This is a genomic window from Stenotrophomonas sp. NPDC047960 (genome assembly GCF_043204395.1).
GTDB lineage: Bacteria > Pseudomonadota > Gammaproteobacteria > Xanthomonadales > Xanthomonadaceae > Stenotrophomonas.
Genome location: NZ_JBIDBX010000007.1, coordinates 83,832 through 110,147 on the forward strand (window position 1 = coordinate 83,832; position 26,316 = coordinate 110,147).

General features: G+C 66.9%; 20 protein-coding genes. 12 read left to right on the forward strand and 8 right to left on the reverse strand.

Translation table 11 applies throughout. From position 1 onward, the window contains the following. Nucleotides 1–89: 89 nt before the first annotated feature. Nucleotides 90–2,225 (forward strand): TonB-dependent receptor family protein, encoded by a 2,136-nt coding sequence (locus ACGFZ3_RS15640; RefSeq protein ID WP_392923111.1) that lies wholly within the window; start codon nucleotides 90–92, stop codon nucleotides 2,223–2,225. A 98-nt stretch (nucleotides 2,226–2,323) separates the two neighbouring features. On the opposite strand, the gene ACGFZ3_RS15645 is transcribed toward ACGFZ3_RS15640, so the two are convergent. Beyond that, on the reverse strand, nucleotides 2,324–2,650 hold the full coding sequence (locus ACGFZ3_RS15645) for a hypothetical protein (RefSeq protein WP_392923114.1): 327 nt from the start codon (nucleotides 2,648–2,650) through the stop codon (nucleotides 2,324–2,326). 156 nt (nucleotides 2,651–2,806) lie between these two features. Here ACGFZ3_RS15645 and ACGFZ3_RS15650 point away from each other — a divergent pair, with 156 nt between their 5' ends. The 3 genes from ACGFZ3_RS15650 to ligD all read left to right on the forward strand — a co-directional run bounded on the left by ACGFZ3_RS15650 (nucleotide 2,807) and on the right by ligD (nucleotide 6,829). Continuing rightward, on the forward strand, nucleotides 2,807–3,202 hold the full coding sequence (locus ACGFZ3_RS15650) for a hypothetical protein (RefSeq protein WP_392923117.1): 396 nt from the start codon (nucleotides 2,807–2,809) through the stop codon (nucleotides 3,200–3,202). Between the two features lie 99 nt (nucleotides 3,203–3,301). Next, nucleotides 3,302–4,267 carry a Ku protein gene (locus ACGFZ3_RS15655; RefSeq protein WP_392923121.1) on the forward strand — a complete coding sequence of 322 codons (966 nt, stop codon included), beginning with the start codon at nucleotides 3,302–3,304 and terminating at the stop codon, nucleotides 4,265–4,267. Between the two features lie 6 nt (nucleotides 4,268–4,273). Next, complete coding sequence (gene ligD, locus ACGFZ3_RS15660) at nucleotides 4,274–6,829, forward strand: DNA ligase D (RefSeq protein WP_392923124.1); 2,556 nt, start codon at nucleotides 4,274–4,276, stop codon at nucleotides 6,827–6,829. Between the two features lie 12 nt (nucleotides 6,830–6,841). On the opposite strand, the gene ACGFZ3_RS15665 is transcribed toward ligD, so the two are convergent. From ACGFZ3_RS15665 to ACGFZ3_RS15675, 3 genes are all read right to left on the reverse strand, one after another. Then, on the reverse strand, nucleotides 6,842–7,264 hold the full coding sequence (locus ACGFZ3_RS15665) for a hypothetical protein (protein ID WP_392923127.1): 423 nt from the start codon (nucleotides 7,262–7,264) through the stop codon (nucleotides 6,842–6,844). 97 nt (nucleotides 7,265–7,361) lie between these two features. Then, nucleotides 7,362–8,000 (reverse strand): bifunctional 4-hydroxy-2-oxoglutarate aldolase/2-dehydro-3-deoxy-phosphogluconate aldolase, encoded by a 639-nt coding sequence (gene eda / locus ACGFZ3_RS15670; RefSeq protein WP_392923130.1) that lies wholly within the window; start codon nucleotides 7,998–8,000, stop codon nucleotides 7,362–7,364. Continuing rightward, nucleotides 7,987–9,003: a sugar kinase gene (locus ACGFZ3_RS15675; protein WP_392923133.1), complete on the reverse strand. Its 1,017-nt coding sequence runs from the start codon at nucleotides 9,001–9,003 to the stop codon at nucleotides 7,987–7,989. Before ACGFZ3_RS15675 ends, eda begins: the two co-directional genes overlap by 14 nt. Before the next feature lie 274 nt (nucleotides 9,004–9,277). Between ACGFZ3_RS15675 and ACGFZ3_RS15680 the strand changes: the two genes are divergently transcribed. Both ACGFZ3_RS15680 and ACGFZ3_RS15685 read left to right on the forward strand, forming a co-directional pair. Next, on the forward strand, nucleotides 9,278–12,037 hold the full coding sequence (locus tag ACGFZ3_RS15680) for a TonB-dependent receptor (protein ID WP_392923137.1): 2,760 nt from the start codon (nucleotides 9,278–9,280) through the stop codon (nucleotides 12,035–12,037). A 221-nt stretch (nucleotides 12,038–12,258) separates the two neighbouring features. Then, entirely contained in the window at nucleotides 12,259–16,005 is a 3,747-nt protein-coding gene (locus ACGFZ3_RS15685; RefSeq protein WP_392923140.1) for a LamG-like jellyroll fold domain-containing protein, read from the forward strand. 4 nt (nucleotides 16,006–16,009) lie between these two features. On the opposite strand, the gene ACGFZ3_RS15690 is transcribed toward ACGFZ3_RS15685, so the two are convergent. Continuing rightward, on the reverse strand, nucleotides 16,010–16,849 hold the full coding sequence (locus ACGFZ3_RS15690; RefSeq protein ID WP_392923142.1) for a PhzF family phenazine biosynthesis protein: 840 nt from the start codon (nucleotides 16,847–16,849) through the stop codon (nucleotides 16,010–16,012). Nucleotides 16,850–17,040: 191 nt separating this feature from the next. Here ACGFZ3_RS15690 and ACGFZ3_RS15695 point away from each other — a divergent pair, with 191 nt between their 5' ends. Continuing rightward, entirely contained in the window at nucleotides 17,041–17,403 is a 363-nt protein-coding gene (locus ACGFZ3_RS15695) for a hypothetical protein (protein WP_392923145.1), read from the forward strand. Here the strand turns inward: ACGFZ3_RS15695 and ACGFZ3_RS15700 are convergent, their stop codons facing one another. From ACGFZ3_RS15700 to ACGFZ3_RS15710, 3 genes are all read right to left on the reverse strand, one after another. Beyond that, on the reverse strand, nucleotides 17,404–17,994 hold the full coding sequence (locus ACGFZ3_RS15700; protein WP_392923148.1) for a cysteine dioxygenase: 591 nt from the start codon (nucleotides 17,992–17,994) through the stop codon (nucleotides 17,404–17,406). Nucleotides 17,995–18,154: 160 nt separating this feature from the next. Next, nucleotides 18,155–19,777, reverse strand: a complete 1,623-nt coding sequence (locus tag ACGFZ3_RS15705; RefSeq protein ID WP_392923151.1) for a carboxylesterase/lipase family protein — start codon at nucleotides 19,775–19,777, stop codon at nucleotides 18,155–18,157. After that, complete coding sequence (locus ACGFZ3_RS15710; protein WP_392923154.1) at nucleotides 19,774–20,757, reverse strand: alpha/beta hydrolase; 984 nt, start codon at nucleotides 20,755–20,757, stop codon at nucleotides 19,774–19,776. The genes ACGFZ3_RS15705 and ACGFZ3_RS15710 overlap by 4 nt, the downstream gene beginning before the upstream one ends. A 169-nt stretch (nucleotides 20,758–20,926) precedes the next feature. Here ACGFZ3_RS15710 and ACGFZ3_RS15715 point away from each other — a divergent pair, with 169 nt between their 5' ends. The 5 genes from ACGFZ3_RS15715 to ACGFZ3_RS15735 all read left to right on the forward strand — a co-directional run bounded on the left by ACGFZ3_RS15715 (nucleotide 20,927) and on the right by ACGFZ3_RS15735 (nucleotide 26,278). Further along, nucleotides 20,927–21,748 carry a 2-keto-4-pentenoate hydratase gene (locus ACGFZ3_RS15715; RefSeq protein ID WP_392923157.1) on the forward strand — a complete coding sequence of 274 codons (822 nt, stop codon included), beginning with the start codon at nucleotides 20,927–20,929 and terminating at the stop codon, nucleotides 21,746–21,748. Between the two features lie 37 nt (nucleotides 21,749–21,785). Beyond that, nucleotides 21,786–22,790: a TRAP transporter substrate-binding protein gene (locus ACGFZ3_RS15720; RefSeq protein WP_392923160.1), complete on the forward strand. Its 1,005-nt coding sequence runs from the start codon at nucleotides 21,786–21,788 to the stop codon at nucleotides 22,788–22,790. Nucleotides 22,791–22,801: 11 nt separating this feature from the next. Beyond that, nucleotides 22,802–23,335 carry a TRAP transporter small permease gene (locus tag ACGFZ3_RS15725; RefSeq protein ID WP_392923162.1) on the forward strand — a complete coding sequence of 178 codons (534 nt, stop codon included), beginning with the start codon at nucleotides 22,802–22,804 and terminating at the stop codon, nucleotides 23,333–23,335. 3 nt (nucleotides 23,336–23,338) lie between these two features. Further along, the gene (locus tag ACGFZ3_RS15730) at nucleotides 23,339–24,622 is read left to right on the forward strand and encodes a TRAP transporter large permease (RefSeq protein WP_392923166.1); all 1,284 of its coding nucleotides are present in this window, start codon (nucleotides 23,339–23,341) and stop codon (nucleotides 24,620–24,622) included. A 72-nt stretch (nucleotides 24,623–24,694) separates the two neighbouring features. Continuing rightward, complete coding sequence (locus tag ACGFZ3_RS15735) at nucleotides 24,695–26,278, forward strand: family 43 glycosylhydrolase (protein ID WP_392923169.1); 1,584 nt, start codon at nucleotides 24,695–24,697, stop codon at nucleotides 26,276–26,278. Nucleotides 26,279–26,316: the final 38 nt, after the last annotated feature.

Below are 26,316 nucleotides of genomic sequence, written 5' to 3' on the forward strand. Positions count from 1 at the left end.
AAGCCTTGGCGTGGGCGCGGCAGCTGCCGTCACGAACGACACCGTACCCTGTCGCGCGGTGCCCTTTTTCCGGAGAACCCCCTCTGCGCATGTTCCGTCTTACCCCGCTGGCCCGCTGCTGTGCGCTGCTATCGGCCACCGCCCTGCCACACCTGGCCCAGGCCCAGGCCGCCCCGGTGTCCCCTGCCCCTATCGAGCGGCTGCCCACGGTTCAGGTGCAGGCCGCACGCGGCCAGCAGGTGGCCGATGTGGACCTGCCGGCCTCGCTCAGCACGGTGTGGCTGGATGACGAATCCAACGGCAACCTGGCCCAGATTGCTGACGCATTGAGCGGGGTGCCCGGCGTGGTCGCCCGCGACCGCCAGAACCTGGCCCAGGACACCCAGCTCAGCATCCGTGGCTTCGGCGCGCGGTCCACGTTCGGGGTGCGTGGGGTGCGGGTGCTGGTGGACGGGGTGCCGGCCACGATGCCCGATGGGCAGGGCCAGCTCTCGCACGCCAGCCTGCTTTCCGCCCAGCGCGTGGAGGTACTGCGCGGTCCGTTCTCGGCGCTGTACGGCAACTCCTCCGGCGGCGTGGTGCAGGTGTGGAGTGCCGATGGCCAGGCCGGGGATCCCTGGCGGCTGCGCGTGGCCGGCGGCAGCGACGGCACGCTCAGTGCCGGGGCGCAACTGCGCGGCGAGCAGGGGCCGGTGCGCTACAACGTGGCAGCCAACCACTTCCGCACTGATGGCTGGCGCGAGCACAGCGCCGCGCGCCGCGAATCGGTGAACGCGCGGCTGGGCACCGAGGTGGGCGGCGGGCAGCTGGACCTAGTGCTGAATTACTTCGATTCGCCCGACGCGCAGGACCCGCTGGGCCTCACCCGCGATCAGGTGCGGCAGGACCCGCGCCAGGCCACGGCGGTGGCCACGCAGTACAACACCCGCAAATCGGTGCGCCAGGCGCAGGCCGGGCTGGTGTTCACCCGTACCGAGGGGGCCCAGACCTGGCGCGCGATGGGCTATGCCGGGCAGCGCAGCGTGGAGCAGTTCCTGGCCATTCCGCCGGGGCCGCAAGCCAACCCGCTGCATGCCGGCGGGGTGATCGACCTTGACGGCGGCTACGGCGGGCTGGACCTGCGCTGGGCCTGGCAGGGCGACTGGGCGGGGAGGCCGCTGGAAGTGGTGATCGGCGCCAATGCCGACCAACAGCAGCAGGATCGGCGCGGTTACGAGAATTTCGTCGGCGATACGCTGGGGGTGCGCGGCGCACTGCGGCGCGACCAGCGCGACCGGGTGCGCAACGTGGACCAGTTCGCGCAGGCGTTCTGGCAGTGGGCGCCGCGCTGGTCGCTGCTGCTGGGGGTGCGCCACAGCGAGGTGCGCTTCCGTTCCAACGACCACTACATCACCGCGCGCAACCCGGACGACAGCGGCGCGCGCGACTACTCGGCCACGACGCCGGTGGCTGGGGTGGTCTTCCACGCCAGCGATGCGTGGCGGGTGTATGCCTCGGCCGGGCGCGGGTTCGAGACGCCCACCTTCAACGAGTTGGGCTACCGGTCGGATGGGGCGGCTGGGTTGGCGCTGAACCTGTCGCCAGCGCGCAGCCGGAACCTGGAGCTGGGCGGCAAGTGGCGGGGTGCCGCTGGCGCGGCCTTCGATGCGGCGGTGTTCCGCGCCGATACCGATGACGAGCTGGCCGTGGCCAGCAACACCAACGGGCGCAGCACTTATCGCAACATCGGCAGGACCCGCCGGCAGGGCGTGGAAGCCAGCCTGCAGATGCCGATCACCGCAGCGCTGGAGGCCAGCCTGGCCTATACCTACGTGGAAGCCACGGTGCGCGAGCCGTACCTGGTGTGCGCGGGCACGGGCTGCGCCGTCCCCAACACGGTGGTGGCGGCCGGTTCCCGGCTGCCGGGCGTGCCGGAGCAGCAGTGGTCCGGGCGTGTGCAGTACCAGCCTGGCGCGTGGCAGTGGGCCGGGGAGGTGGTGGCCTCCAGCGATACGGTGGTGAACGACCTGGCCACCGACAAGGCGCCGGGCTACGCCCTGTTCAACCTGGAAGCGGCCCGCAAGTGGACCACCGCGCAGGGCGCGTTGCGGGTGTTCGCGCGGGTGGACAACGTGCTGGACCAGCGTTACATCGGCTCGGTGATCGTCAACGACGGCAACCAGCGGTTCTTCGAACCGGGACCGGACCGGCGCTACAGCGTGGGCGTGCAGTGGGCATGGCAGTGATTCAGAGGGCGCACGACCAACGGTCGTGCGCTACCCGGTAGGTCACGACCGTTGGTCGTGGCGAGCGCGGCGCATGATCGCCCGCGCACTGCCCCCATTCACTTGGGAATCTTCGCCGGCACAAATGGCGACGTGGGATCACTGGCGGGGAACGTCTCCTCCAACGCCTCGTCCTGGTTATCGCTCTCGTGCGCCTTGCGCTGCTCGCGATGGTGCTCATGCTCTTCCCCGCCCGGGTGCGGGGCGGCGGACGGGTCCTTGCGGTCGCGGGAGCCGTGCACGGGGTCGACGCCGGTGCGCAGATGCTCGGGGGAATGGGACGGTGACATCCCGGCGCCACGGTCCTCGGCGTCCCAGATGTCATGTTTGGCGCGCTGCTCACCGGGAACCGGGGCCGTGGCGTCGCGCAGGGGGTCGCGTGGCATGGAAACTACTCCTCAACTGGGATTTGGCTGAACTGTACGCACGCGCGGTGGGTGCTCGACGTGAAGCGCGAACCGGCTTTCTCGACAGATCTGTCACGACTGGATAACGGCGCCGGGGCTATTCCTGCCAACCCCCACCTCCGCCGGAGACGTGTCATGCCCCGCCTGGACCGACGTGCCGCCCCCGCGCTGTTCAACGCCTGTCTTCAGCCGCCATCCGCGCGGCACGGTCGCCGTTCCCGGACCGAAGAACCGGAAGCCATCGCGCAGGACTATCTGCAGTACATGCGGCATGACTACGAACGCCGCCGCCGCCAGGGTCGGCGCAGCTGGAAAGACCTCTACCCAGCCTATTCCTTTGCCCTGACCACGCACCACGCTGACTGGCCACGCGGGGGCGACGACGATACCGAGGGTGAGCTGGCAGAGCACTGGGAGCAGATGCGCGGGCAATCGCGGCTGGGTTGGACGCAGGCGCGTGCCATCGTGGAAGACGCGTGGCTGGCGCTGGACCACATGCCGGCGGCAGCGGTGCACGCCGCACTTCAGTAATCCGTGGCGTGCAGCCGGCCTGCACGGTCCGGACACAGGCGTTTCACGGCCGGCGCGGTACAGCTGGCGTCTGCCCCTTTGCACTGGAGTAATGCCGCCATGGCCCGACCGATCTGGACTGGAACCCTGTCATTCGGGCTGTTGAACGTGCCGGTGTCGCTGATGTCCGGCGAACGCAAGACCGACCTCAGCTTCCGCATGCTCGATTCGCGCGACCGCAAGCCGATCCGCTTCGAGCGGGTCAACGCCGATACCGGCGAAGAAGTACCGTGGAAGGACATCGTCAAGGCCTTTGAGTACGACAAGGGCAGCTATGTCGTGCTTGACGAAGCCGATATCAAATCGGCTGCGCCGGAAAGCCACGAAACCGTGGAAGTGGAGAGCTTCGTCGATGCCAGCCAGATCGACCCGCGCTACTTCGAGAAGCCTTACCTGCTGGTGCCGGGAAAGAAGGCCGAGAAAGGCTATGTGCTGTTGCGTGAAACGCTGCGCAGCACCGGCAAGGTGGGCATTGCGCGCGTGGTGGTGCGCACCCGCGAATACCTGTGCGCGGTGATGCCGCATGAGCATGCGCTGGTGCTGCTGATCCTGCGTTACCCGCAGGAGCTGGTCGATCCGGAAGAACACAAGCTTCCCACCGGCTCGCTGGCCGACTACCGGATCAGCAGCAAGGAAACGGCGATGGCCGAACAGCTCATCGAGTCCATGTCAGGCGAGTGGAAGCCGGATGACTACCACGATGAATTCCGCGAACGCCTGCAGGCGGTGCTGACCAAGCGCATCAAGCAGAAGGGTGGCACCACTACGGTGGAAGACGAACCGGCCGCGCCGCATGATGCCACCACCAACGTGGTGGACTTCATGTCGCTGCTGCAGAAAAGCCTGGATGCGAAGAAGCGCACCCCGGCCAAGAAGACGGCCGTGTCGAAGGTGGTGAAGAAGGCTGCGCCTGCCAAGAAGGCGGCGCCGACAAAGAAGGCGGCCAAGGCAACCAGGAGCGCCAGCAAGACCACCAAGGCGACGAAGAAAGCAGCCAAACGCGCGCCGACGCGCAAGGCCGGGTAAGCGGCCATGTCGTTGCAGGAGTACCGGCGCAAGCGCCGCTTCGGTGAAACCCCCGAGCCCGACGACGAGCGCCGGGGCGCCGCCGCGCGCCGGCCGATCTTCGTGGTGCAGCTGCACCATGCCAGTTCCCGGCATTACGATTTCCGGCTGGAAGCCGATGGCGTGCTGAAGAGCTGGGCGGTACCGAAGGGGCCGTCGCTGCGCGTGGGCGAGAAGCGCCTGGCGGTGGAGGTGGAAGACCACCCGCTGTCGTACGCCACGTTCGAGGGCGATATTCCCGAAGGGCACTATGGCGCCGGCCACGTGGATGTATATGACCACGGCACCTGGGCCTGCGATGGCGATCCATTGGATGCGATCGCCGCAGGCAAGCTCGACTTCGTCCTGCATGGGCGCAGGCTCAAGGGCGGCTGGAAGCTGGTGCGCACCAACATGAAGGGAAAGCAGCATCAGTGGCTGCTGATAAAGCGTGATGACGAAGAGGCGCGCGATGTAGATGCGGATGCGCTGCTGGAGGAAGCGGTGCCACCGAAGCAAACGTCTACGAAGACCGCAAAGACCATCAAGTCCACAACGACTGCAAAGACAAGCTCAAGCCGCTCTTCCAGGACGACAAGTACCATCAAGCCGGCCGTACGCCGCAATGCAGACGCGCGCTGGGCCAAGCGCGCGCTGTCACTGCAACATGCACGCGACAAGCCCTATCCCCACGACTTCAAACCCCAGCTCACCGATCATCGCGACACTGCACCCGACGGCGAAACCTGGCTGCACGAGATCAAATGGGACGGCTACCGCCTGCTGGCCGATGTCCGCGATGGCGTGGTGGCGCTGCGCTCGCGCAACGGCTTGAACTGGACCGAAGACTTCCCGGAAGTGGTGCAGGCCATTCAGGCGCTGCCGGTCACCGACCTGCGCCTGGATGGCGAGCTGGTGGTGCTGGATGGGCAGGGCCGCAGCGATTTCACCGGGCTGCAGAAGGTCATCGACGGCACCGCCAAACAGCCGTTACGCTACGTGGTGTTCGACATGCCCGGTGTGGCCGGCGTGGATATCAGCCGCGCGCCGCTGCTGGCCCGCAAGACACTGCTGAAGGAACTGCTGGGTGATACGCCCGGCACGCTGGCTTACAGCGACCACGTGCACGATCACGGTCCGGCGGTGTTCGACGCCAGCGGCAAGGCGGGCTTCGAAGGCATCATCAGCAAGCGGGTGGATGCGCCCTACGTCAATGCGCGCTCGCCCAGCTGGGTGAAGGTGAAGCACGAGAACACCGATGAGTTCCTGGTCGTGGGCTACACCGACCCGAAGGGCTCACGCAGTGGGTTCGGCTCACTGCTGATGGCTGCGCCCGACAAGGACGGTCTGCGTTACGTGGGCCGCGTGGGTACCGGCTTCGATGATGCCAGGCTGGCTGCCATGCACCGCCAGTTGAAGGCATTGGATACCGACAAGGCTGCCGTGGAACTGCCCTCGCACGTGCCGTTCAAGGCCAGCAGCGTGCATTGGGTCAAGCCCACGCTGGTGGCCGAAGTCGCCTTCCGCGGCTGGGCCAAGGAAGGGCTGCTGCGCCAGGCCAGCTTCAAGCGCCTGCGCGAGGACAAGACGGCCAGGGACCTGGGCGCGACAGCCAATGCGGTACCTGCGAAGGCCGCGAAAGCGACGAAGGCCCCCGCAAAAGCGAGAGCGCCCGATCAGGAAGCTGACGGCGTGAACATCTCGCACCCCGAACGCGTGGTCTTCGCCAAGGCCAGACTGACCAAGGGTGACGTCGCCGACTACTACCGGCAGATGGCGCGCTGGATACTGCCCGAGGTCGCCCGCCGGCCGCTGTCACTGCTGCGCTGCCCCGATGGCGTGGACAAGCAGTGCTTCTTCCAGAAGCACCACGGCACCGGGCTGGGCGACGCGGTGGAAGCCATCCCGCTGGAGCAGAAGAGCGGCCGCGAGGACTACCTCTATATCGAAGACAGCGAGGGCCTGCTGCAGCTGGTCCAGATGAATACCCTGGAGCTGCACCCATGGGGTGCCAGCGTCGACGACCCCGAGCATCCAGATCGGCTGGTGTTCGACCTGGATCCCGGTGAGGGCGTGACGTGGGCGGCGATCAAGGCCGCAGCACGCGATGTGCGCGACCGGCTGCAGGAGATCGGACTGGAGAGCTTTGTGCGCCTGTCCGGCGGCAAGGGCGTGCACGTGGTGGTGCCGCTCACGCCCAAAGCGGATTGGGCGCAAGCCAAGGCTTTCTGCGAGTCGTTCGCACAGGCAATGGCCGAGCACGCGCCGGATCGCTACGTGGCAACGATGAGCAAGGCCAAGCGCAACGGCGTGATCTTCATCGATTGGCTGCGCAATGCGCGCGGCGCCACCAGCGTGTGTTCGTGGTCGCTGCGTGCCCGGCCATCCGCCGGCGTCGCAGTGCCGCTGCGGTGGGAAGAGTTGGGGCGTATCACCGCCGCCGATGCATTCCCGCTGCCGAAGGCGCTGCAGCGTGCGCAGAAGCTGAAGAAAGATCCCTGGGAAGGGATCGATCAGATCAAGCAGGTCTTGCCGACGCTGTGATCGGGCGACCGATTACCGCGCGAAGCCACGCCCTGCGTGGCTGCCCGCGACCTCCCTGGGCCGATACCGCGTCCCCAACCAGATTCCAATCGCCTGCACCGGCAACGACACCAGCAACGTCACCACAAACCAGAACGGGTAGTCGCTGCCCAGATCCCACGCGGCAAACACCGACGCGGCGGCAATCAACACCCACACCACCCCGCCATGCACGTACGGCCACATCGGCGCATACCGCGCAGCGAATGCCGTAGCGGCAATACCACCGAGGATCGTCCAGCCCAGGTCCCACCCGAGCCGCACCTGACCCTCGCCCAACCCCAGCCAGGGCGCGATCCAGCCCCCGGCACCGCTCACCATGCCGAGCACGAACAGCGCCACCACCACGCAGAGCACGGAGAGTACGACGGACTTGGCAGTGGACAACGCAGACATGGGCGCATACCAGCAACGGGATGGCGCCCATTATGGACCCGCAGCCCGTCCGGACACGCGCCCCGACAGGTCACGACCGTTGGTCGTGACCGTAACCTCACCCCACCAGCGCAGCAGAATCCCGCGCCAACGCTTCAATCCCCGCCCAATCGCACGCGTGCAGCAGCGCCCGCGTGGTCAACCACGACCCACCGACGCACAGCACATTGGGCAGGTGCAGGAAATCGCGCGCGGTCTGCGCGCTGATTCCACCGGTCGGGCAGAACCGCACATCGCCGAACGGGCCGTTCCATGCCGACAGCATCGCCGTGCCACCGGCCTGCACGGCCGGGAAGAACTTGAACGTATCCAGCCCGTGCTCCAGGCCCAGCATCAGCTCGGAAGACGTAGCGATGCCGGGTAGGAACGGCAGGTCGGTATCGCGCGCGGCGGCATACAGCCGTTCGGTCGCACCCGGTGCCACCGCAAAGCGGCCACCTACGGCCTTGACCCGCTCCATCTGGGTAGCGGTCAGCACGGTACCTGCGCCCACCACCGCATCGGGCACGGCTTCCACCATCGCCTGGATCGCGTCCATCGCAATGGCGGTACGCAGGGTCACCTCGATCACCGGCAGCCCGCCATTGAACAGCGCCTGGGCGACATGCACCGCCTCGTCGACGCTTTCAGGGGTATACACCGGAATTACCGGGGCCAGTTTCAGAACTGCGCGTACGCGCGGATCAGCGCCGGACATCGAATCGCTCCTCGCCCGTCAGGGCCAGTACGTCAGCTTCACTGACGGGGTTGAAATCACCGGGGATGGAATGCTTCAGGCTGGCCGCGGCCAGGCCGAAACGCACGATCTGCTCCGGTTCGAAGCCCTGCATCATGCCATGCAGGATGCCGGCGGCGAATGCATCGCCGCCGCCGATGCGATCGACGATGCCGATCAATTCGCGCGTGGGCGCCACCGCGCGGGTGCCGTCGCGCCCCAGCAGCATCGCACCGAGCGTGTGGTGATCCACGCTGACCGGCGTACGCTGCGTGCACGCCATCCACTGCAGGCGCGGGAAGGCGGCGAAGGCCTGCGCCGCGGCAGCGTCCACGCGGTCGGCGAGCGCGGGCTGATCGAACTGACCGCCCAGCACCACGCCGATGTCGCGGTAGTCGGCGAAGGCCACGGTGGCGCAGCCGAACAGCTCGCGCAGGATGCGCGGTGCATCGCCTTCCCACCGCGCCCACAGTGACGGGCGGAAGTTGCCATCGAACGAGACCTTGACCCCGCGCTCGCACGCCGCGCGCGCTGCGACCAGGGTGGCTTCGGCCATCGCCGGGTTCAGCGCCGGGCTCACCCCGGACAGGTGCAGCCACTGCGCGCCGCGCAGCAGTGCATCCCAGTCATGGTCGGCCGCCGTGCCCAGCGAGAATGCCGAGTCCACGCGGTCGTAGACCACCTCGCTGGCACGCTGCACCGCCCCGGTGGTGAGGAAGTACAGTCCCATGCGGCCGGGGCGGGTCTTTACATGCGAGGTGTCCACACCATGCCTGCGCAGTTCACCGGCCACGAACTGGCCCAGCGGGTTGGCCGGCAGCGTGCTGACCATCTGCACGGTGTGCCCGAAATGGGCCAGCGACACGCCGACGTTGGCCTCCGCGCCGCCGGCGTGCACGGCCAGCTGCGGCGTCTGCAGCAGCAGCTCGCGGCCCGGCGCGCTCATGCGCAGCAACAACTCCCCGAAACAGACAACACGACTCATGGCGATGGATCCCTTCGTGGTGGGCATGACCTGCGGGTCAGAGCCCGGACAGTAATGGCTAGCGGTGTCATTCTAGCGGTGCGGCGGCCTTCGTCCACCCGCCCGGTTTGTCGGAACCTATGTCCCGCAAGCGTCTACGGGACATTGAAAGTCTGTTGCGGTGCAAGATGCCCGATCCCCAACGGACTGTTAACGTCCGCCCTGACCAGCGGTGTCATTGCACTGACACGTCGCCGGATAGCTGTTTCATGTAGCACCTTGGGAGAGGGAAAACATGCAATATCGAAACATCCATAAAAAGACACCGGTTACCTTGCTCGCCCTGTCCATCGGCCTGGCGCTGAGCGGTACCACCCTGGCGCAGGATCCGGCCCCGACCGCGGCCACCGACCTGGATACCGTTACCGTCACCGGCTACCGTGCCAGCGTCGAGAAGGCGCTGGACATCAAGCGCAGCGAATCGGGCGTGGTTGACGCCATCGTGGCCGAGGATATCGGCAAGTTCCCCGACCTGAACCTGGCCGAGTCGCTGCAGCGCGTGCCCGGCGTGGTCATCACCCGTGAGGCCGGCGAAGGCCGCAACATCTCGGTGCGCGGCCTGGGCCCGGATTTCACCCGCGTGCGCATCAACGGCATGGAAGCGCTGACCACGGTAGGCGCCGGCGACCAGAGCGGCGGCACCAACCGCGGCCGTGGCTTCGACTTCAACGTGTTCGCGTCGGACCTGTTCTCGCAGCTGATCGTGCGCAAGACCGCCTCGGCCGATGTAGAAGAAGGCTCGCTGGGCGCCACGGTCGACCTGCGCACCGCGCGCCCGTTCGACTATGACGGCTACACCTTCGCCGCCAGCGGCCAGGCCAGCTACAACGCCATGGCGCAGAAAGCCGACCCGCGCGTGGCCGCGCTGATCTCCAACACCTGGGCCGACGGCACCTTCGGCGGCCTGCTGTCGGTGGCCTATTCCGAGCGCCAGGCGCTGGAAGAAGGCTCCAACACCGGCCGCTGGGCCAACGGCCCGAGCAACGGCAACTTCAGCGCGTCTTCGCCGTTCACCGCCGCGCGTTCGGCCAATGTCTACCACCCGCGCTTCCCGCGCTACGTGCAGATGGAACACGAGCAGAAGCGCCTGGGCGTGACCGGCACCCTGCAGTGGAAGCCGACCGACGCCACTGAAATCTCGCTGGATGCGCTGTACTCGAAGATCGACGCCGAGCGCGACGAGCACTACATCGAAGCCATTTCCTTCAGCCGCGGCACCAGCGGCACCCCGCGCCTGGTCGGCAAGCCGAACATGACCGTCAAGGACGGCGTGATCGAAAACAACGCGCTGGTCTACGGCGAATTCGACAACGTCGACATCCGCACCGAAAACCGCCATGACGAGTGGAGCACCGAGTTCAAGCAGATCGCCTTGAACGGCCAGCACCGCTTCGGCGATGACTTCACCTTGTCCGGCAAGGTCGGCATCTCGCGCTCCAAGCACGAGAACCCGATCCAGACCACCATCATCATGGACAAGTACGATGTGGATGGTTACAGCTACGACTACCGGGGCAACAGCCGGTTCCCGAAGCTGAACTACGGCATCGACCCGACCAACCCGGCGGGTTGGGAACTGGCGGAAATCCGCCTGCGTCCGCAGTACGTGGACAATGATTTCGACACCGGGCAGGTCGATTTCAACTGGAACATCAGCCCCGGTTTCCGCCTGAAGGGCGGCATCCTGGCCAAGAACTACACCTTCAGCACCGTGGAACTGCGCCGCGCCAGCGAACTGGCCGTGCCCAACTTCCCCAACGGCACCAAGATCGTGCCGGTGGACATGACCCAGCAGGCCGGCCTGAAGGGCATCACCGGTACGCCGGACCAGTGGGTGGTGCCGAACCTGGACGCCATTGCCGACCAGTTCGACATCTACAGCAACTCCGGCATCTTCGCCGTCGCGCCGCGCGCCAACAACGTGCGCAGCGTGGATGAGGAAGACCGCGGCGGCTACCTGATGGGCGAGTTCTCCACCGACCTGGGCAGCATTCCGTTCTCCGGCAACTTCGGCGTGCGCTATGTAAAGACCAAGCAGAGCTCCACCGGTCTTTCCACGCTGGCCACCGGCACGGTATCCACCACGGTGGACCGCAGCTACGACGACACCCTGCCCTCGTTCAACGTGGTGGCCGAAGTGGCGCCGGACTTCCTGATCCGCCTGGGTGCGGCCAAGGTGATGAGCCGCCCGGGCCTGGGCAGCCTGACCCCGGGTGCCACGGTGGCCGTGGCCGGCGGTGCGCGCACGATCTCCAGCGGCAACCCGAACCTGGACCCGATCCGCGCCACCAACGTGGACCTGGGCTTCGAGTGGTACTTCAGCGAAGGTGCCATGGCCGGTATCGGCCTGTTCTACAAGGACATCGAAAGCTTCGTGCAGACCACCCGTGAAGTGGCGCCGTACAGCGCCAGCGGCCTGCCTGCCGAGCTGCTGATCGGTACCGGTGCCTCGCCGGCCGATGATTTCACCTACACCAAGCCGGTCAACACCCCCGGTGGCGAGCTGCACGGCCTGGAAGCGAACTACACCCAGCCCTTCACCTTCCTGCCGGGCAACTGGTCCAACCTGGGCATCCAGCTGAACTACACCTGGGTGGAATCGCAGATCCAGTACATCAACTCCAGCGGCCAGCCGGTGATGAAGGCCGACCTCACCGGTCTGTCCAAGTCGAGCTGGAACGCCACGCTGTTCTATGAGGGCAAGGTGTTCTCCGGCCGCGTGTCGGCCACCAACCGCGACGATTACCTGACCCAGGTGCCCGGCACCGAAGCAGGCTTCAACGTGGACGGTACCCACGGCATGACCGGCACCACCTTCATCGACGCTTCGATCCGCTACGCGATCAGCGACAAGCTGGAGCTGAGCCTGGAAGGCATGAACCTGACCAACGAAGCGAGCGACGAGTGGGTGTACTCGCCGGCCACCGGTCGCCTGCCGTTGCAGTACACCGAAACCGGCCGGCAGTTCATGCTGGGCGCGCGCTACAAGTTCTGATCCATCGCAACCAGCAGCGGCGTGGGCAACCACGCCGCTGTTGCGGCGCAAGATGCCGCACCGCGTCCCCTTTGCTAGTTTCTGACGGCCTTGCGTTGGCATTGCGGCCGTGGCGTCTCGCTGTGGAAAGGAAAGGTCACATGCTGCTTTGTGTTGATGATGGGATTGCGAGGGCCGGCCAACGGACGTCGCTACCAAGGGCCGTCGCGCTGGCGTTGATGATGATGGCCGGTGCTGCTTCGGCGCAGACGGCGCCAGAGCTGCTCTTCCATGTGTCGGCCGACAGGGGCTTTACCGCCGACACCGCACACGGCGACGCCATTCCGAATTTCCAGGACAAGGTCAAACGCGTGCCCGATGGCGAACACGGTTCGGCCATCCAGTGGGAAGACGATGGCGTGCTGTCCTGGAATGCCCCGGGCAACATCCAGGCCCAACGCGGTACCCTTGGTTTTTACTGGCGCCCCCGCTACGCGGTGGGTGAAGCGCCGTTCGTGATCTTCCGGGTCGGCTATGCCGACCACAGCAGCTGGGACATGGCTTGGCTGCGCATCGACTGGAACGGCCACGGCTTCGATGCCTTCGTGACCGATGCCAACCTGGCGCGCACCCGCGTGTCATTCAAGCTCGACCAGAATCCGTCACCCCGGCAGTGGCAGCACATCGCCTTCGGCTGGGATGAGAACCACGGCGTGCGACTGTATGTGGACGGCAAGGAGGTCGCCCGGCAGGAGACCACCGCCGACTACGATGCCGCCCTGGACCAGCTCGGCCTCGCCGGCCGCGTGATGGCGCCGTACCAGGTGCAGAGCCGCTACAACTTCCTGCGCGGCAGCGATATCGACGAGATCCGGGTGTACGACCAGCTGTTGGACGCCGCCGGCATGGCCGCCTTGGCGGCGAACAAGGCACCGACCACCGCCGTCGCCGATTCCGGCGCGATGCGCGCCTGGAACCACCGCTTCGGCTGGGACAGCGTCGCGCCGCCCGCGTTGGCCAGCCCGACCACCACCTTCCGCAAGATCGAGTTCGCCGACACCAAAGACCACAAGCAGTGGATGTGGAAGGCGACCGACGGTATCGCCGAGACCACCTGGCCCGGCGTGTACAACCGTTCGCGCCTGCCCGGGCGCAATGATTACTTCCAGCTGCCGGACTGGAACACGTACGTCGAAGGCGGGCAGCAGCTCGACCTGACCCTGCCGGCGGGCGCGACCGTCAACCGCATCGAAGTGCGCGGTGCGGCGTTCGGCTCGCTCAGCCACAGCAACGGCGACGGTGCTGCAACGACCCTGCTGCATCGCCCGCAGGGCGTGGTGCGCAGCGTGGACGACATTCCGGCGCAGACCGGCGGCGTGCTGCATTTCCACAACACCGCGCAGGAAACCCCCATCCAGGAGATCTGGGCCTACCAGGTCAGCGATGCGGCCGAGCCCGACGGCACGGTCAAGCAGCGCTACCGGGTGGACAGCCAGGCGCTGCCCGATTACCTCAACATCACTACGCTGCGCGAGTACATCGATGGCCGCTACCCGGTCGCCGAGCGCAGCACGGTGATGGCGCTGCCCAAGGGTGCGGGCTCACGCCGCCGCAACGCGGAGACGCTGCCGGCCAACCCGCTGCCGATCGTGCACGTGCTGGTGCCCTCGGGCGTGGGCGACGCCCCCGCAGCACAGCCGCTGATCCGCAGTTGGGCACACAGCTGGGAAAACATGTACGACGGGCTGGACGGTGTGGCCATCGACCTGCCAGCGCTGAACCTGCCGGCCGTGCGCGATGGGCTGATTCCGCTCAACATCCGCATCAAGGACCCGATCTGGCCGGCGCGTGACATGATCGACGTGTCGGTGTCGGTGAAGCCGAACGAGAAGCGCACGCTGTGGCTGGACCTGCGCGACCGCATCCTCACCGCCGACAGCCTGTGGATCAGCATCGCCTCGGGCGCGCCGGGCTTCAACGCGGCCTCGCTGGATGGCGCGGAGATCCGCATGGTCTACAAGGCGCGTGCGGAAGCGAAGAAAGAACACGTGGCCGACCGCTTCAACCAGGCCCGCGACAACTGGGGCTTCCTGGTCGAAGAGCACACCACCTCCAAGCGCCAGCGCCTGTATGCGCGCGTGTACGCGGACCTGACCGACCTGCTGCGGGTCGACCCCGACCACGAACTGAGCCGGCTGTACTGGAACTACATCAGCTACAACAGCCAGGGCAAACCGCCGTTCACCCAGCCCGAAGCGCCGAAGGGCGTGCCGCTGTGGGCGTTCCGCCAGACCGAAGACCTGAAGTACGTGCGCCGCTTCGTGGACTGGTGGATCGACAACCGCCAGATCGCCTACGGCGACTTTGGCGGCGGCATTTCCGATGACACCGACCTGACCCAGCAGTGGCCGGGGCTGGCCCTGATGGGCGTGGAGCCGGAGCGACTGAACCGCTCGCTCACCGCGCTGTCCGATGCGGTGTACCGCAACGGCATGTTCTCCAATGGCTTGAGCACCATCGAAACCGATGAGCTGCACGCCTACGAGGAAGGCATCAACGCCAACAGCGCCATGCTGTACCTCAACTGGGGCGACCCGCTCACGGTGGAGCGCCTGATGGAAACGGTGAAGGCGTTCGACGAGCGCATCATCCTGCCCAACCCGCAGGGCCACCTGCTGTTCTCCAGCAACTGGTTCGGCGGCAACAAGGTCTACCGCGAGCCGAACTGGCAGTGGCAGAAGCCGTATTCGTTCCCGGCGCTGCACCCGGCGTTCCTGATCGGCCAGTACAACGCCGACCCGACCGGCCGCAAGCTGGTCACCGGGCTGGCCGACAGCTACCTGGCCCACGCCTACACCGACGACAAGGGTCGCTGGGCGCTGCCCAACGAGATCAACTGGGCCACGGGCAAGGTGCGTGGCGGCGAGCTCAACAACGGCTCGGGTGGTGGCGATGTGATGCACACGTTCTGGGCGGCATGGCGCTGGAGCGGCGACGACAAATACCTGAAGGCGCTGGACTACCGCGTAGAGCGCGGCGGCCCAGGCGCGCTGGCCAACCTGGGCGAGAACTACGTCGAGGTCCTGGGCAAAGCGGCCGCCTGGAACCCGACCCTGGTGGCCGATGCTGACGCAGGCAACACCGGGTTCTCCAGCCTGATGGCGTGGCAGTCCACCGGCGACAAGAAATACCTTGAAGCGCTGCACGCCGATGGCATCCAGGCGAAGGCGCAGCGCGAGTACATGAACACCGAAGGTCATTGGTGGTCGGACCGGGTGGAAGCACCGAGTGAGTTCCTGCAGCGGGCACGCCTGGGCGGTATTGCGCTCAAGCGCAACCAGAGCTGGCCAGGGCATACGGTAAGCTGGCGTTTCGCCCAGCCCGATGCAGCCGAGCAGGTCGCACTGCTGGTGCATGCGCCGTCGACCGAGCGCTTCAAGGTGATTGCGTACAACACCGGCAAGCGCGCGGTGGATGCGCAGATGAGCACGTGGAATGTCACCGCCGGGACCTGGCGGATGACCAGTGGGGTGGACCGGGATGGGGATGACCGGATCGACGGCAGGGCCGATGTGCGCGAGGTGACGCTGGAGCGCAGCGCCTCCATTCCGCTGCGGTTCGCGCCGGGACAGGCGCAGGTGGTGGAGTTCGAGCTGATCCGGGCGGGCACGCCGGTGGAGCAGCGGCCGGATCTGGGGGTAGGCCGCGGTGATGTGCGCGTGGATGGACGGCAGGTGCATGTGACCGTGCACAGCCTGGGGCATGTGGGCACGCCGTTGGGGACGGTGGTGCTGGAAGACGCGGGCGGGCGCGAGCTGGCACGGATCCAGGTTCCAGCGATGGCGGCGCCCACCGACCTGGTGCCGAAGACCACCACGGTGGCATTGCCGCTGCCGGCCGGTAGCCGCAGCGGGTTGAAGGTGCGGGTGATGCTGGCCGATGGCGGCGCCGAAGTGACCCAGCTCAACAATGTGGTGGCGGTCGAGTGACCGCCTACAACCTCACCGACCCCTCGATACACGTCACGCACGCACCCCCGATCCACAACGCATCCCCCACCCGTTCCACCTGCACGCGCCCGGCACGGCCCAACACTGTGCCTTGGCTGATCACATACCGCTCCGGCGCGCCACCCTCGCGCACCAACCACCGCGCGATGCCTGCATTGAGGCTCCCGGTCACCGGATCCTCTGGCGCGGCCTCCCCGGCAATGAACGCGCGCGATTCAAATGCCGCATCCACCGCGTCGCCCTCGCCGCATGCGGCGAACGCGCCCACCATCAATCCATCCAACGCCGCATAGTCCGGCCGTAACGCCAACACGGCCGCGCGGCTGCGCAACCGCAACGCAAGCCACGGCGGCCCGTTGTCCACCCACTGCGCATCCAGCAGGTCATCAACGGCCACCCCCAACCCGGCTCTCACCCGTTCGCGTAGCGCAGGCTCCAACGGCCCGTCGCGCTGCAACGGCGGGGCTTCAAACGCCAGCCCGGATGCATCGTGGCGGATCCGCACCAGTCCAATCCCGCACTGCTGCACGATCTCCCCATCTTTCGGCACGCCACCCTTTGCCAGCCACGCATGGCAGCTGCCCAGCGTGGGATGCCCGGCGAATGGCAATTCCCCCAGCGTGGTGAAGATCCGCACCCGGTAATCGGCCCGCGGGTCGTCCGGCTTGGAGATAAACGTCGTCTCGCTCAGGTTGGTCCAGCGCGCGAAGGCGGCCATGCGTGCATCGGTCAAGCCATCGGCATCCAGAACCACGGCCAACGGATTGCCCAGCAGCGGGTCGGTACTGAAGACATTGACCTGCAGGAAGGGACGGTAGGTCACGGCGGCGGCTCCTTCGGGAGATGGGAACATGCAGGCATCCTGACCCGCGACGCGGTTCAGCGCTACCGGTTGCAGTGAACCCCGCATCAAATCTAGGATTTTTTTCAACGCATCACCCCAACGGCCGCAGATAGCATCTGGTCGTCATCGCCACGCCGATGCCCAGCGCCACCTCTCTTGGGGGAAACACTATGAACACCAACGTCGCCGACCTCGATGAGGCGGTGCGGAGCGGGGTACGTCCGCGGGTACATGCTGACGTTCCTGGCGCACCTGGCGGTTGGCGCGTTCGGGAGTACGAGGACGGCGGTGTGGACCACGTTGAAGTGCGCGATGGCACTGGGCGGGTCCAGCTGGTGATCGCGCATGCGGCCGGCGTCTTCTGGGCGTTGCACGTGGGGTTTCCCACGGCGCGAGTGTCGTTGCCGAACTGGCCGTTGAAGCTGCCTGAGGGCGCCGGATCCACCGAGGTCTACGCCGGTGCCGGCTTCTCGTTGACGCGCTTCAGCAACGGCGACGAAGCGGTCTGGTGCATCCAACCCAACGGTGCCTGACTACGCCGCGTCGGTTTCCATTTCCTTCAACCTGCGCTCGTACCAGCCGTCCTGGCCGGGCTCGAAGATCGCGCTGCGGGTCATTTCGCCCTGGTAGACATGCACGGAGATGGCCAGCCGTTCGTCGCTGGTGTTGCGGATGGTGTGGTATTCGTGCGGTGGGATCAGGCTACCTGCGCTGCCGCAGTCGCCGATCACTGCCGGTTCGGGCTGGAAGCGGAAGCGCTCGCCGCGACGTTCCAGCAGCCGGTACTGGGTAACTTCCAGCTGCCCCAGCCACACGCCTTCCACGCACCACAGGCCGCTGTGGTCATGCAGCGGCGTGCCCTGCCCCGGCGCCCAGCTCATCGCCACGATGCTGTAGCCGTGGGCGGCGCTGCGGTACAGCTCGCGGCGGGCGTAGTGGTCGCGGATCGGGCGGTGCACGCAGGCCGGCAGTTGGATGCGGCTGTCGGCAATGGCCTCGCACAGCGCGCCACGCAACGTTCTGGCGATCTGCTGTGGATCGTCATGCTGCACGGCATGATCGATGGCGGCTATCAATCGATCGCGGCCATGGAACGGCGGAAAGGGATCGCAAAGGTCCTGCATGTCCCCAGTCTAGGCGATGCAGGTTAAGGACATGTTTGATCTGAATCACGGCTGATGAATGCGTATTGGCCGAAAATCTATCAAATTTCGTTGTTTGGTTGGTGCTGCCTATCGTTGTTCGGAGCGGGGCCGGGTGTGCGCGGGCACGCGTGGCGTGTCGCTACATCGTGCCCCGTTGTACGAAGGGGGCTTGCTGGTACAGGCGCCGCTCGCCGCCACGCGGGTCGTCAGCGAGCTGTGGTGGCGTGTTGAACAGCATGGTCTGGCGACGACCAAGGGTGTATTGCTCCCACTGCGGGAGACTGGCGTGGTTGGGGTCGCCGGTGCGGGCAAAAGCGATCAAGGCATTGCTCATCGCTGCCGCCATGCGCTGTGCGTCGGCTCCGTCGCCGGTACGCGACCCCTCTGCGCGGATGTTGTCGAACACCAGCGGGATATCGAGGGTGTGGAAGGCACCCAGCCTGCCGCCGTCCAGCGGTGAACCCCAATCCAGCTGGTAGGCCCAGGTGGGTGCGCCCTGCCGCGCCCGGGCTTCCAGTTCCTCCACCGCGCCGCGCCAGGAACGGCCGGCGGTGGTGGCGGCGAAGAAGACCTCCGAAGGCGTGTACTGCGGATACAGGCGCCGATACTCGGCAATCACGGCCGATGGCAGCAGATCGACGAACTGTTCCTTTTCAAGCTTCGCCGGCAGGGTGTCCCAGGTCAGCGCGAAGTTGGCTGGGTCGTGGCCCAGGAACGCGCGCGTTTCGTCGTGGGTGTTGCCGATCACCATCGGGATTCCGGCGGACTGCTGGGGCGCCTGCGGCCAGAACGGGTGTGCCGGCAGCGCGCCGCCATCGACCACGGGCCCGAAGTACAGGCTGGTGTTCTCCACCCGCGACGGGTCGCGCGCGCGGGTGGCCGCCAGCAACGCCGGCACCGGCAGCGCCAGCAGGGCCTCCACATCCTGTGCGCCCACCGCCTGCATGGCGATCTGCGCGCGCTGGGTGGCCGCGCGCGGGCCGGCGGCGGTGACCTGCTGCCCGCTCATGGTCCAGGCGCGCTGGAACAGGCCGCGCGCGGCGGGCATGGCCATCAGCGTGGCGATCTTGGCGCCTCCGCCGGACTGGCCGAACACGGTGATGTTGCCGGCGTCGCCGCCGAATTCGTGCGCATGCTCGCGCACCCACTGCAGCGCCTGGACCAGATCGAGCTGGCCGACATTACCGGAGGCGGCGAAGCGCGCATCGCCGAGCTGCGCCAGGTACAGGTACCCGAACACGTTGAGCCGGTGGTTGACGGTGACAACCACCACATCGCCACGCCGGCACAGCGCCCTGCCGTCGTATTGCGGGTCGCTGCCGGAGCCGTTGTTGTAGGCGCCGCCGTGGATGTAGAACAGGATCGGACGGCGCGCGCCGTCGCGCAGTGCCGGTGTCCATACGTTGAGGAACAGGCAGTCCTCGCTGCCGGGGCCGTCGTTGCCACCCTGCGGTGCAGAGGCGCCGTAGGCCAGCGCATCGCGCACGCCGTGCCACGGCAGCTCGGGCAGCGCCGGCTGGAAACGGCGGGCGGCGGTGTCCGCGCCATAGGGCACGCCAAGGAAACGGTGCACGCCATGGTCATACCGGCCACGCAGGCGGCCGCCGCGCACCTTCGCCAGTGAGGCGGTGGGGGTGGTGCGGGTGGACCCGCTTGCCAGCGACGACACCAGCGGCAACGGGGCGGCCGCCAGCAACATCGCGTAGCGCGCGCTGTCGCGCAGGAAGCGGCGGCGCTGCAGGTCCGCAGTCGTGACGGTCATGGCGTCTTCTCCGCGCCCTGCCCCTGCCCCTGCATCCAGCGCAACGCCAGTGCGGGCCACTGTGCCGCAGGTGCACCGGTCGGCAGGCGCACGCCGAAGCCATGCGCGCCGTGCGCGAACAGGTGCATCTCGGTGGGCACGCCTGCCGCCAGCAGCGCCTGGTAATACAGCAGGCTGTTGTGCACGGAGACCACGGCGTCGTCCTGCGCGTGGACCAGGAAGGTAGGCGGGGTCTGCACGCTGACCTGCGCCTGCATCGAATACTGCTGCTCCAGCGCGGGCGTGGGGCGTTCGCCCAACAGCCGGGTACGCGAGCCGCTGTGCGCATGCCGGCCCATGTCGATCACCGGGTACAGCAGCAGCGCGAAATCCGGGCGCGCGCTGAGCGCATCGGTGGCATCCCCGATGCCCGGCAATGCGGTGGCGTAGCCGTTGCTCAGCCGCGCAGCAACATGGCCGCCGGCGGAAAAGCCGATCACGCCGACCCGTTGCGGATCCAGCTGCCACTTCGCCGCGCCGGCGCGGATCACCCGCATCGCGCGCTGTGCATCGGCCAGTGCGGCCTGACGGTCCGCGCGCCCGGCCGGCAGCCGGTAGCGCAGCACGAACAGGGTGACCCCAGCCTGCTCCACGAAGGCCGGCACAAGCGCGGTGCCTTCCTTGTCCAGGACGATGCGCTGGTAGCCGCCACCGGGTATGACCAGCAGGGCGGTGCCGTTGGGTCTGGCCGGGCGGTAGGCGACCAGGTACGGCGCGCTGACGTTGTCGATGTAGCGGTCCGGCAGCGCGCTGTCGCGGCTGCGCTCGATCACATTGGGAACGGTGGCGAAGGTGGACTCACCAGGCACCTTGCCGGAGGGCCAGAGCGCGATGCGGGTGGGTGCGCCCGGGGCGGGCTCGCTCTGCGGCACCGGGCGTTCGGCGGCCTGGGCCGGCGTCGGGGCAACGGCGGCCAGCAGGCAGCTGGCCAGCAGGGACATCAACACAGCACAACGCATCCGCGGCAGTCCTCTCAGGGTGGGCAAACGGTAGCGTGCCGGGCCTGTGCACGTTCTGATGCGGTGCACATTGCCAATGACACCGGTTTACCATATACAGCTCATCCAAGTGCTGTCGATGGGCAGTGCAACAAATCACCGGGAGACCCGCTTGAGCAACGATCAAGGCAAACAGGACCTGCCAGAACAGGGGTTGGGCGGCATCGCCCACGCGTTCGTCACGGCCCGCCAGCAGGGCCGTTCCCTGCCGGATTTTCCCGGAACCATCCCGGAAGACCTGGTCACCGCTTACCAGGTGCAGGATCAGGCGATCGCGCTCTGGAATGATGAGGTAGTGGGCTGGAAGGTCGGCTACATCGCAGCCGAGCGCCGCGACAGCTCCGGCGACGACCGCCTGCTGGGCCCGATTTTCTCTCAGCGGCTCTGGAATGCTACCGGTGGAACAGTGGACATTCCGGTGTTCGTCGGCGGCTTCGGCGCGGTCGAAGCGGAGTACGTGATCCAGCTTCAGCAGGACGCCCCGGCCGACAAGCTGCACTGGACCGCCGAAGAGGCTGAAGCCCTGCCCGCCAAGCTGTTCATCGGCGTGGAAGTGGCCAGCAGCCCGCTGGCCACGATCAACATGCTGGGCCCGCGCGTGGTGGTGTCGGACTTCGGCAACAACAACGGCCTGGTGCTGGGCCCGGAGATTGCGGACTGGACCCGGCTGGACGATGCCGACCTGCGCGCCGAAACCCGCATCGAAGGCGAAGTGGTAGGCACCGGTGGCGCCACCCTGCTGCCGGGTGGCCTGCGCACCGCCTATGCCTTCGCACTGGCCCGTTCGGCCCAGCGCGGGCGCCCGCTGAAGGCCGGCGACCTGATCGCCAGTGGCAATGCCACCGGTATCCATGACATCGCCGTAGGCCAACAGGCACTGATCCGTTTCGCCGGGTACGGCGACATTACCTGCAGGGCCATCGCCGCCGGGTAACCGTGCGGCCATGGCGAGTACGCTTGGGAGGGCGCAGATGATTACTCGCAGAAGTTTCCTTGCCACCAGTCTGGGTGCGCTCAGCGTGCCCGTGCTGTCGGCCTGTTCCGGCCCAGGCAGTAGCGCGCCCGACGGCGCGCGGCTGCTGACCGCCACCGATGTGCACGTGGCCGACTACCCCACCGTGACCGCGGTGAAGTGGATCGGCCAGCAGCTGGAAGAAAAAACCGGTGGCCGCCTCAGGCTGCGCCAGTACCATTCCGGCCAGCTGGGCCGCGAATCCGAAGCGATCGACATGGCCCGCTTCGGCGCCATCGACATCACCCGTGTGTACTCGGGTGCGCTCAACAACGCGTTCCCGTTGACCCAGGCGCTGTGCCTGCCCTACGTGTTCGAATCGGTGGCGCACATGCGCCGCGCCTTGGACGCGGGCGTGGCCGACACGGTGCTGCGTGGCTTTGAACACCGCGACCTGGTGGGCCTGGCCATCTACGATTCCGGCGCGCGCTGCTTCTACAACACCAAGCACCCGATCGTTGAACCCAACGACCTGCACGGCCTGAAGCTGCGCGTGGCCTCCTCGGACATCTTCATCCAGCTGATGCGCCTGCTCGGCGCCAACCCGACGCCGATGTCGCTGGGCGACACGTTCTCGGGCATGGAAACGCACATGATCGACGGCGCGGAAAACAACATGCGCAGCTTCCATTCCAGCCGCCACTTCGAGGCCGCGCGCTACTGGTCGCAGAGCGATCATTCGTATGCGCCGGACGTGCTGCTGATGTCGCGCCGCAGCTTCGAATCACTCAGCCCCGAAGACCGCCAGCTGCTGCTGCAGACCGCGCGTGAATCGGTGGGCGTGATGCGCCAGCAATGGGATGCCTCGGAAAGCAAGGCCCGCCAGGCCGTGGCCGACTTCGGCATCCAGTTCAACGAGGTCGATATGCCGGCCTTCCGCAAGGCCGCCGACCCGCTGCTGCAGCAGTACCTGCTGCAGCCGGAACTGGCCGCGCTCACCCGTCGCATCCGCGACTTCGCCTGAGGCCCGCCGCGATGTCCGATACGCGTTCTGAAACCACCCTCGACCTGCGTTCGGCGCCACAACGCGCGCTGGACCGGATTGCCGACGTCACCATCCACATCGCCGTGCTCGCCCTGCTCGGGCTGGTAGTGGTGCAGGGCTGGCAGGTGTTTGCCCGCTATGTCATCAATGATTCGCCCAGCTGGACCGAGCCGGTGACGCTGCTGCTGCTGGCCACGGCAATGAGTCTGGGTGCAGCCACCGGCGTGCACACCCGCCGACACTTCGGCTTCTTTCTGCTGGCTGCGCACATGGCCCCGGCCGTCCGCCGTGCGGTGGATGTGTTCGCGTCGCTGGTGGTGGCGGTACTGGGCGTGGTGATCGCCTGGTGGGCCGCCGTGCTGCTGCTGGACGGGCTGGACATCAAGACTGCTGGTGCCAACCTGCCGCAGAGCATCAACTACCTGCCGCTGTCCATTGGTGGTGCGTTGATGGCGGTGTTCGCGCTGAACCAGATGGTGCAGGCCGTGCAACCGGCTGCCACCGACGCAGAAGGAGACCGCTGAGTCATGGGTATTACGATTCTTTTCACCGTATTCGCCGTCCTGCTGCTGCTGGGGGTACCGGTAGCCTATGCGCTGGCTGCGGCCGCGCTGGCCACGTTGTGGTACCTCGACCTGCCGACGCTGGTGTTGGTGCAGCAGATCTCGGCCGGTACCGGTTCGGCCTCGCTGATCGCCATTCCGCTTTTCATCTTCGCCGGCGAAATCATGATGCGCGGCGGGATTTCCGAACGGTTGATCTCGCTCGCCTCCTCGCTGGTGGGGCGCCTGCGTGGCGGCCTCGGCCAGGTGTCGATCCTGTCCTCACTGTTCTTCGGTGGCGTGTCCGGCTCGGCAATCGCCGACGTGTCCGCCGTCGGTGGCACCATGATTCCGCAGATGGTCAAGCGCGGTTACGACCGTGATTTCGCGGTGAACGTGAGCATCACCGCCGCGCTGGTGGCATTGCTGGTGCCGCCGTCCCACAACCTGATCCTGTTCTCGGCCGCCGCCGGTGGTGGCCTCTCCATTGCCGACCTGTTCGCGGCCGGCATCGTCCCGGCACTGCTGATGACCGTCACCCTGATGGTCACCGGCTACGTGGTCGCGCGCCGCCGCGGCTATGGCGTGGAAGTGTTCCCGGGCTGGCGCGCGGTGACGCTGCGGCTGGTCTCGGCCTTGCCCGGGCTTGGGCTGGTGGCGCTGATCTTCGTTGGCATCCGTGCCGGCATCTTCACGGCTGTGGAGAGCGCGGCCATCGCCGTGGTCTATGCGCTGGTGGTGACAACGGTGCTGTACCGGCAGCTCAACTGGCGCGAGTTCATGGGCACGGTGACCCATGCCGCACGCAGCACCGGTGTGATCCTGTTCGTGATCGCCACTGCGGCGGTGTTTGGCTGGCTGCTGGCGTTCCTGCAGGTACCGGCGGCGGCGGTGGACTTCCTGCAGTCCTTCGCGCACAGCCAGTTCATGGTGCTGCTGATGATCGTAGTGATGCTGCTGCTGCTGGGTACCTTCATGGACCTGGCGCCCATGATCCTGATCTGCACGCCGATCTTCCTGCCGGTGGCCAAGGCCTACGGGATCGACCCGATCCACTTCGGGCTGGTGCTGGTGCTGACCGGTGGACTGGGCCTGGTGACCCCGCCGGTGGGCTCGGTGCTGTTCATCGGCACGGCGATCGGAAAAATCAGCGTGGGCGAGAGCATGCGTTCGATCTGGCCGTTCTGGTTCGCCGCCCTGGCCGTGCTGTTCATCGTGACCTTCTTCCCGCAGCTGTCGCTGTGGTTGCCGGCGTTGCTGCGCGCGTGACCGCGCCGCGCCAATGCTGACGTGGACCCGTCCTGCCGGGACGGGTCCGGCATCCTACAAGGGAGATTTTCCATGCGCATGAAGAATCTGCTGGCCGGGCTGGCCACCGCTGGGCTGTTGCTGGCCGCACCGCTGCACGCCGCGGAAGCGCCCGCCCCGACCTGGAAGCGTGGCATCGAAAACCAGCGCCAGGCCGACCTGGGCGATGGCACCTTCCTCAACCCCGTGTTTGCCGGCGACCGCCCGGATCCATCGGTGCTGAAAGATGGCGACGACTATTACCTCACGCTGTCCTCGTTCGACGCCTACCCGGGCCTGCCGATCTGGCACTCGCGCGACCTGGTGAACTGGCAGCCGTTGGGCCATGCCATCACGAAGAACGTAGGGGCGATCTGGGCGCCGGACATCGTCAAGCACCAAGGCCGCTACTTCATCTACTTCCCGGCACGCACCGGCGAGACCCGCAGCAACTTCGTGGTGTGGTCCGACAGCATCCGCGGGCCCTGGAGTGAGCCGATCGACATCGGCCTGGGCGGCTACATCGACCCGGGCCACGCGGTGGGGGAAGACGGCAAGCGCTACCTGTTCCTCAGCGGCGGCGCATACGTGCAGCTGGCCGACGATGGCCTGAGCGTGGTGGGCAAACCCAGACACGTCTACGACGGCTGGAAATACCCGGAAAGCTGGGATGTGGAGGCTTACGCGCAGGAAGGCCCGAAGATCAACTTCCACAACGGCTGGTACTACATGACCACTGCCGTGGGCGGTACCGCCGGCCCGCCGACCGGGCACATGGTGATTACCGCGCGCTCGCGCTCGATCCACGGGCCGTGGGTGAACGCACCAAACAACCCGATCACCCGCACGAAGTCCGCCAGCGAGCCGTGGTGGTCGCGCGGCCATGCCACCGTGGTGGAAGGCACCGACGGGCGCTGGTGGATGATCTACCACGGCTACGAGAACGGCTATTGGACACTGGGCCGCCAGGCGCTGCTGGAGCCGATCGAGTGGACCGACGACGGCTGGTTCGTGGCCAAGGGCGGCGATCTCGGCCAGCCGCTGGCCAAGCCTTCGGGCGAGTCGGTCGGCCCGCACGGCATGGCGCTGTCGGACGACTTCACGGGCAAGACCCTGGGCGCACAGTGGTCGTTCTTCAACCCGGCCCAGGACGAATACAAGCGGCTCGCCTTCGGTGCCAACGGGCTGACCGTGCAGGGCAAGGGCGACACCCCGAAGGACAGCTCGCCGCTGACCGCCATCGCCAGCGACCAGGCCTACCAGTTCGAGGTCGAAATGGACATCGCGCCCGGCGCGGTGGGCGGTGCCCTGCTCTTCTACAGCGACCGGCTGTATGTGGGCGTGGGCAGCAACGGCGAGAAGTTCATCATGCACCGCTACGGCGAGGAGCGCCCCACCCGGCTGGCCCCCAGTGCCAAAGGCGGCAAGCTGTGGCTGCGGGTGACCAACAACCGGCACATCGTGACCTTCCATTCCAGCACCGACGGCAGAACCTGGCAGAAGTACCCGGTTCAGATGGAAGTCTCCGGCTACCATCACAATGTGGCCGGGAAGTTCCTCGCCCTGAAGCCGGCCCTGTACGCTGCCGGCGACGGCAAGGTGACCTTCCGCCAGTTCCGCTACCGCGCCCTTGATTGAGGGCGCCGGTAGACTCCATCGACCTCTCATGGTTTGAA

Bases quoted from the DNA above. Each gene is read 5' to 3' on its own strand.
- ligD (WP_392923124.1), top strand. From the start codon at position 4,274: ATGTCGTTGCAGGAGTACCGGCGCAAGCGCCGCTTCGGTGAAACCCCC.
- ACGFZ3_RS15695 (WP_392923145.1), top strand. From the start codon at position 17,041: ATGAACACCAACGTCGCCGACCTCGATGAGGCGGTGCGGAGCGGGGTA.
- ACGFZ3_RS15710 (WP_392923154.1), bottom strand. From the start codon at position 20,757: ATGTCCCTGCTGGCCAGCTGCCTGCTGGCCGCCGTTGCCCCGACGCCG.
- ACGFZ3_RS15640 (WP_392923111.1), top strand. From the start codon at position 90: ATGTTCCGTCTTACCCCGCTGGCCCGCTGCTGTGCGCTGCTATCGGCC.
- ACGFZ3_RS15665 (WP_392923127.1), bottom strand. From the start codon at position 7,264: ATGTCTGCGTTGTCCACTGCCAAGTCCGTCGTACTCTCCGTGCTCTGC.
- ACGFZ3_RS15655 (WP_392923121.1), top strand. From the start codon at position 3,302: ATGGCCCGACCGATCTGGACTGGAACCCTGTCATTCGGGCTGTTGAAC.
- ACGFZ3_RS15700 (WP_392923148.1), bottom strand. From the start codon at position 17,994: ATGCAGGACCTTTGCGATCCCTTTCCGCCGTTCCATGGCCGCGATCGA.
- ACGFZ3_RS15735 (WP_392923169.1), top strand. From the start codon at position 24,695: ATGCGCATGAAGAATCTGCTGGCCGGGCTGGCCACCGCTGGGCTGTTG.
- ACGFZ3_RS15645 (WP_392923114.1), bottom strand. From the start codon at position 2,650: ATGCCACGCGACCCCCTGCGCGACGCCACGGCCCCGGTTCCCGGTGAG.
- eda (WP_392923130.1), bottom strand. From the start codon at position 8,000: ATGTCCGGCGCTGATCCGCGCGTACGCGCAGTTCTGAAACTGGCCCCG.
- ACGFZ3_RS15675 (WP_392923133.1), bottom strand. From the start codon at position 9,003: ATGAGTCGTGTTGTCTGTTTCGGGGAGTTGTTGCTGCGCATGAGCGCG.
- ACGFZ3_RS15705 (WP_392923151.1), bottom strand. From the start codon at position 19,777: ATGACCGTCACGACTGCGGACCTGCAGCGCCGCCGCTTCCTGCGCGAC.
- ACGFZ3_RS15725 (WP_392923162.1), top strand. From the start codon at position 22,802: ATGTCCGATACGCGTTCTGAAACCACCCTCGACCTGCGTTCGGCGCCA.
- ACGFZ3_RS15730 (WP_392923166.1), top strand. From the start codon at position 23,339: ATGGGTATTACGATTCTTTTCACCGTATTCGCCGTCCTGCTGCTGCTG.
- ACGFZ3_RS15680 (WP_392923137.1), top strand. From the start codon at position 9,278: ATGCAATATCGAAACATCCATAAAAAGACACCGGTTACCTTGCTCGCC.
- ACGFZ3_RS15685 (WP_392923140.1), top strand. From the start codon at position 12,259: ATGATGGCCGGTGCTGCTTCGGCGCAGACGGCGCCAGAGCTGCTCTTC.
- ACGFZ3_RS15650 (WP_392923117.1), top strand. From the start codon at position 2,807: ATGCCCCGCCTGGACCGACGTGCCGCCCCCGCGCTGTTCAACGCCTGT.
- ACGFZ3_RS15720 (WP_392923160.1), top strand. From the start codon at position 21,786: ATGATTACTCGCAGAAGTTTCCTTGCCACCAGTCTGGGTGCGCTCAGC.